The organism is Pseudanabaena biceps PCC 7429, from assembly GCF_000332215.1.
GTDB classification, from domain to species: domain Bacteria; phylum Cyanobacteriota; class Cyanobacteriia; order Pseudanabaenales; family Pseudanabaenaceae; genus Pseudanabaena; species Pseudanabaena biceps.
The window spans coordinates 1-4,246 of record NZ_ALWB01000299.1; the positions used below are offsets into that span (position 1 = coordinate 1).

General features: G+C 41.7%; 6 protein-coding genes. 1 reads left to right on the plus strand and 5 read right to left on the minus strand.

Features of this window, described 5'->3' with window-relative positions; all coding sequences use genetic code 11:
- Positions 1-82: 82 nt before the first annotated feature.
- The 5 genes from PSE7429_RS21165 to PSE7429_RS21185 all read right to left on the minus strand — a co-directional run bounded on the left by PSE7429_RS21165 (position 83) and on the right by PSE7429_RS21185 (position 3,373).
- Complete coding sequence (locus tag PSE7429_RS21165; protein ID WP_009629414.1) at positions 83-490, minus strand: hypothetical protein; 408 nt, start codon at positions 488-490, stop codon at positions 83-85.
- 49 nt (positions 491-539) lie between these two features.
- Positions 540-902: a cupin domain-containing protein gene (locus PSE7429_RS21170; protein ID WP_009629415.1), complete on the minus strand. Its 363-nt coding sequence runs from the start codon at positions 900-902 to the stop codon at positions 540-542.
- 371 nt (positions 903-1,273) lie between these two features.
- A complete protein-coding gene (gene gatB / locus PSE7429_RS21175; protein ID WP_009629416.1) occupies positions 1,274-2,755 on the minus strand; it encodes an Asp-tRNA(Asn)/Glu-tRNA(Gln) amidotransferase subunit GatB in 1,482 nt (493 codons plus the stop codon).
- Positions 2,756-2,870: 115 nt separating this feature from the next.
- Complete coding sequence (locus PSE7429_RS21180) at positions 2,871-3,134, minus strand: Txe/YoeB family addiction module toxin (protein ID WP_040690041.1); 264 nt, start codon at positions 3,132-3,134, stop codon at positions 2,871-2,873.
- Positions 3,131-3,373: a type II toxin-antitoxin system Phd/YefM family antitoxin gene (locus PSE7429_RS21185; RefSeq protein WP_009629418.1), complete on the minus strand. Its 243-nt coding sequence runs from the start codon at positions 3,371-3,373 to the stop codon at positions 3,131-3,133. Before PSE7429_RS21185 ends, PSE7429_RS21180 begins: the two co-directional genes overlap by 4 nt.
- 370 nt (positions 3,374-3,743) lie before the next feature.
- Between PSE7429_RS21185 and PSE7429_RS21190 the strand changes: the two genes are divergently transcribed.
- Positions 3,744-4,163: a transposase gene (locus tag PSE7429_RS21190; RefSeq protein ID WP_009629419.1), complete on the plus strand. Its 420-nt coding sequence runs from the start codon at positions 3,744-3,746 to the stop codon at positions 4,161-4,163.
- Positions 4,164-4,246 lie beyond the last annotated feature (83 nt).

Genomic DNA, 4,246 nt, shown 5'->3' on the forward strand with positions numbered 1-4,246 from the left:
ACCTAGAAGAGCATAACGCCCGCTGCGCGGGCGTTATGCTCTTCTAGGTTTTAAGTTTACTTATGCCTAGCTACTTAATTAGTCATTTATTAAGGTTTCTTGAGATAGATTTTTGATTGAATGATTTGATTGCCCAAATAATCATGCCAAAGACCATGCAGCAGGACAGAGCGACTAAGTTCTCTTGGATATGGGGAGAAATGAATACAATGAAGCCCTTATCTTTAATTAAAGCGGAGAAACTAGACACACAAAATGGCATGAGATATAACCTGAAAGTCTGCCAAGTATCTCGTTGAGTCGCTCCATTAGAAGAAATGCTGAGCATTAGCCCCGTTCCAATTACCGCACTGATTCCAATGGAATTACTCCAGATCTTCGGGGAAGGATCGAAATAGAAAAAGACAATGACAACGTACCAGATTAGGTAGCACCAAAGTACTGACTTATCTAATTGGATTTCCGAAAAGTATTGAATCAATTCTTTCATGGCTTTTCATTTATTTAAATTGAGATCAGGCTCTTGCGGAATTCATCACTTATTTGGCGATCGCAACTAACTGATAGCCTGCGTTAGCAGGAGCTACCACCGAAATAAAAATCAATGGCTCATTACTATTGTTAAAGACTCCATGCACACAATTAGGATAGGCAACTACCACATCACCTGCAAAAATCGCCTTAGTATTACCTGCTGGATCTAGATAATATTCACCCTTTCCCTGCAAAATCGTCCATGTATCCTGTCCGTTGGGGTGAATATGGGGAGAGATCTCTTGATTTGGCTGGATATACCAAGCGACAATCACAGCCTCTGGAGATTCTGTGATAACCGAACGAATCGGTTCGCGATCAGTGGGTTGAAAAAATTCAGAACTCTGGAAAATTCTTTGGTGGCTCATTCTTGATTGCGAGGTCACTGATTGCTGAAAGCATCTGAATTATGGCATTGGGCTTGTGAGTAAACTGTTTCAGCAATCACTAAGTATAGCTAACGTCAGTTCACCTTAAACTGGCAAATTCTCAAAGCCCAAAAGTAAAAGCCTTGCTAGGCAAGGCTTTTACTTTTGGGCTTTGAGAAAGGGTTGGCGTAACCAACCCTTTCTCAAAGCCCATTTCAAATTATCCCGAACTCACGTTAACTTAAGAAATGGCTACGCCATTTCTTAACTTGAAAACCCTTACTAGGTTTAGTTTTTAATTCACAAAAGTGTTGTCACACTTTCGTGATTGGTATTAGAACATAAAAGAGAGGCGCTAAGCGCCTCTCTTTTTAGACTGCTAGTTTGTCCGCAATCAATTTATTCGTGGACTGTGGTTCGGCTCGCCCTTGGGTTTTCTTCATGGTTTGACCGACAAAGAACCCTAATAACTTGGTTTTGCCAGCCTTATATTGCTCGACTTCCTTCGGATTCGCAGCAATAATTTCATCAATAATCTTCTCAAGTTCCGCACCCGCAAGAACGGTTAAGCCTTTAGATGCCACAAGCTCCTTAACAGAACCACCCTTAGTAATTAGTTCTGGCAAAATATCCTTAGCAATTTTGCTGCTGATCGTGCCATCGGCAATTAAAGCAATCATCTCGGCTAAAATCACAGGCGTGAGCGCAATATCTCCGATCTTGAGTTTGTTCTCATTGAGATAGGCGGTAACGTCGCCCATTACCCAGTTAAATACTTGCTTTGGATCTGCACCTGCAACGATCGTGGCATCAAAGAATTCGGCAATACTGCGATCGTCGGCAATCAAGGCCGCATCATAGGGAGTCAGTCCAAATTCATCACGGTAGCGATGGCGATTTGCCATAGGCAGCGTGGGAAGTTCGGAACGATATTTCTCTAGGGTTGTTAAAGGCACTTCGATCGCCATCAAGTCAGGTTCAGGGAAATAGCGATAATCGCTGGCTCCTTCCTTAGAACGCATACTAATTGTTCGCTGACTATTCTCTTCCCAAAGACGAGTTTCTTGCTTGATTTTCTCGCTACCAGATTCAAGCGCTTCTACTTGACGATTGATTTCAAAATCAATCGCCCTCTGAATGGCGTTAAAGGAGTTCATATTTTTGATTTCTACCTTTGTGCCAAACTTCTCTTGACCGACGGGACGCACGGAAATATTTACGTCACAACGGAGCGAACCTTCCTGCATATTGCCATCGCACACCCCAAGGTAACGCATAATCCGTCGGAGTTCCTGAGCATAGGCCGCCGCCTCTGCACCTGAGCGCATATCTGGTTCCGATACGATTTCGCACAGCGGCACACCCGTACGATTGAAATCTACGAGGGAATGACTGGAACCCGATAGGCGATCGCTACCACCATGAACAAGTTTTCCTGCGTCTTCTTCCATATGCAGGCGCGTAATCCCAATCCGTTTGGTGCTGCCATCTTCTAATTGAATTTCGAGCCAACCATGCTCAGCAATTGGCAAGTCATATTGGGAAACTTGATAGTTTTTGGGAAGATCAGGATAAAAATATTGCTTGCGATCGAATTTGCTGTGGGGAGCAATTTGACAGTTTAAAGCTAGTCCAGCTTTAACAGCATATTCCAAAACTTTTTCGTTAAGTACGGGCAACACGCCAGGCATTCCCAGACAGACAGGACAAACATTAGTATTGGGAGTTGAGCCAAACTGGGTCGAGCAGTTGCAAAAGATCTTGGAGTTAGTTGTCAACTGACAGTGAGTTTCCAACCCAATAACGGCTTCATACTGTGTCTTGGTTGTTGTCTTGGTGGCGGTTGCAGTCATAGCGGGTACTTTTGAAAAGTTTTTGGCAAGAAGATATTTTAAGGCAAGGAGATATTCTAGTATGGGGGCTGTAATATTTTCACTACAAGCTGTCTAACTATTATAGCGATCGCGCTTACTCGTAATGCGTCCACATCCTGATTATTTTAATGGTTTGCTCTAATTCGATCACCTGATAAACAAGTCGATGCTGGATATTTATCCTGCGGGAATATGCGCCCGCTAAATCACCAACCAACTTTTCATAGGGTGGCGGATTCTGAAATGTATTCACCTGAATTATGGCTAAAAGTTCAGTAACTTTGTCTTTAAGATTAGTTGCCGCAATTTTCTTGGCATCTTTTTGAGCTTGCTTGGTGTATACCAATTTCCAATTCACCATTCCAATGTCTCACTACATTCACTAATGGGAGTTGCTAAACCTTGCATAATTGATGCGCCCACCTCAGGAATTGAGAGCAAATAGATTGTTTCTTGAATTCCCTTCCAATCTTCTTCAGAAACTAGAAAAGCATTAGATGTAGTTCCTGAAATTAGGATAGGCTCATGAGACAGTGAAACTTCATTTATCAGATCTTGAAGTTTAAATTGAGCTTCGGTTAGAGATATTGTTGACATTCTTTGTTCCTTAAAATTTAAGCGTCTCCAGCTAAAAACAAGGCTATATTTACAAGGGCATGTTACTCGGAATCTTTTATGAGTTGATAGTTTAACTCAAACTTATAAGTAGCTAGGCATAAGTAAACTTAAAACCTAGAAGAGCATACCGCGCGCTGCGCGGGCGGTATGCTCTCTGGTTTTGTTTTTTAATTATGACGAACTACTTAGTCACTAACCTCATTCTGAACAGTTAACCAAACTTGATCAATGTTGTTCATTAATGTTGTTCATTGTTTCTAAAGATTGTAGGCTCAATAGGTGATTCGGGGAGGTGAAATAAAGGAAGAAATTGATAATATAGTAGCAACAATAAAAAGCAGCGAACACAATGCTGAGCGTGAACTTAACGCATCTAATCGATGATGAAAAATGTTACGAAACAGTGCGTCAGATGCGATGGGAAAGAGGAGTATGCTGTCCCAAATGTCAAAGCTTAGGGGTGATCAAGCGAGGCAAAGATGAAACACAACCTGCTCGCCAACGATACCAGTGTAAAACTTGCAACACCAACTTTGACGATCTAACGGACACAATATTTGCAGGACACCATCAACCCTTACGGATGTGGATATTGTGTCTGTATTTGATGGGATTAAATCTCTCGAATCGACAAATTGCCCAAGAACTAGACCTAGATAAAGATGTGGTGCAAGATATGACCACGCAATTGCGAGCAGGTATTGACCAAAGCAAGCCAGAAGTAAACTTACTGGAGTTTAGACTAAAAAAGGAAAAAAAGGCAGAGTAAAAGAGATACAAACTGCCTAAAGTAGATGAAAAAGAAAAAGCACATCTACAGTCATGATTATTGATAAACTACAGAACTTTCGT

Coding starts and splice junctions, on each gene's coding strand:
- PSE7429_RS21170 (WP_009629415.1), bottom strand. CDS start 902: ATGAGCCACCAAAGAATTTTCCAGAGTTCTGAATTTTTTCAACCCACT.
- PSE7429_RS21190 (WP_009629419.1), top strand. CDS start 3,744: ATGCTGAGCGTGAACTTAACGCATCTAATCGATGATGAAAAATGTTAC.
- PSE7429_RS21185 (WP_009629418.1), bottom strand. CDS start 3,373: ATGTCAACAATATCTCTAACCGAAGCTCAATTTAAACTTCAAGATCTG.
- PSE7429_RS21165 (WP_009629414.1), bottom strand. CDS start 490: ATGAAAGAATTGATTCAATACTTTTCGGAAATCCAATTAGATAAGTCA.
- gatB (WP_009629416.1), bottom strand. CDS start 2,755: ATGACTGCAACCGCCACCAAGACAACAACCAAGACACAGTATGAAGCC.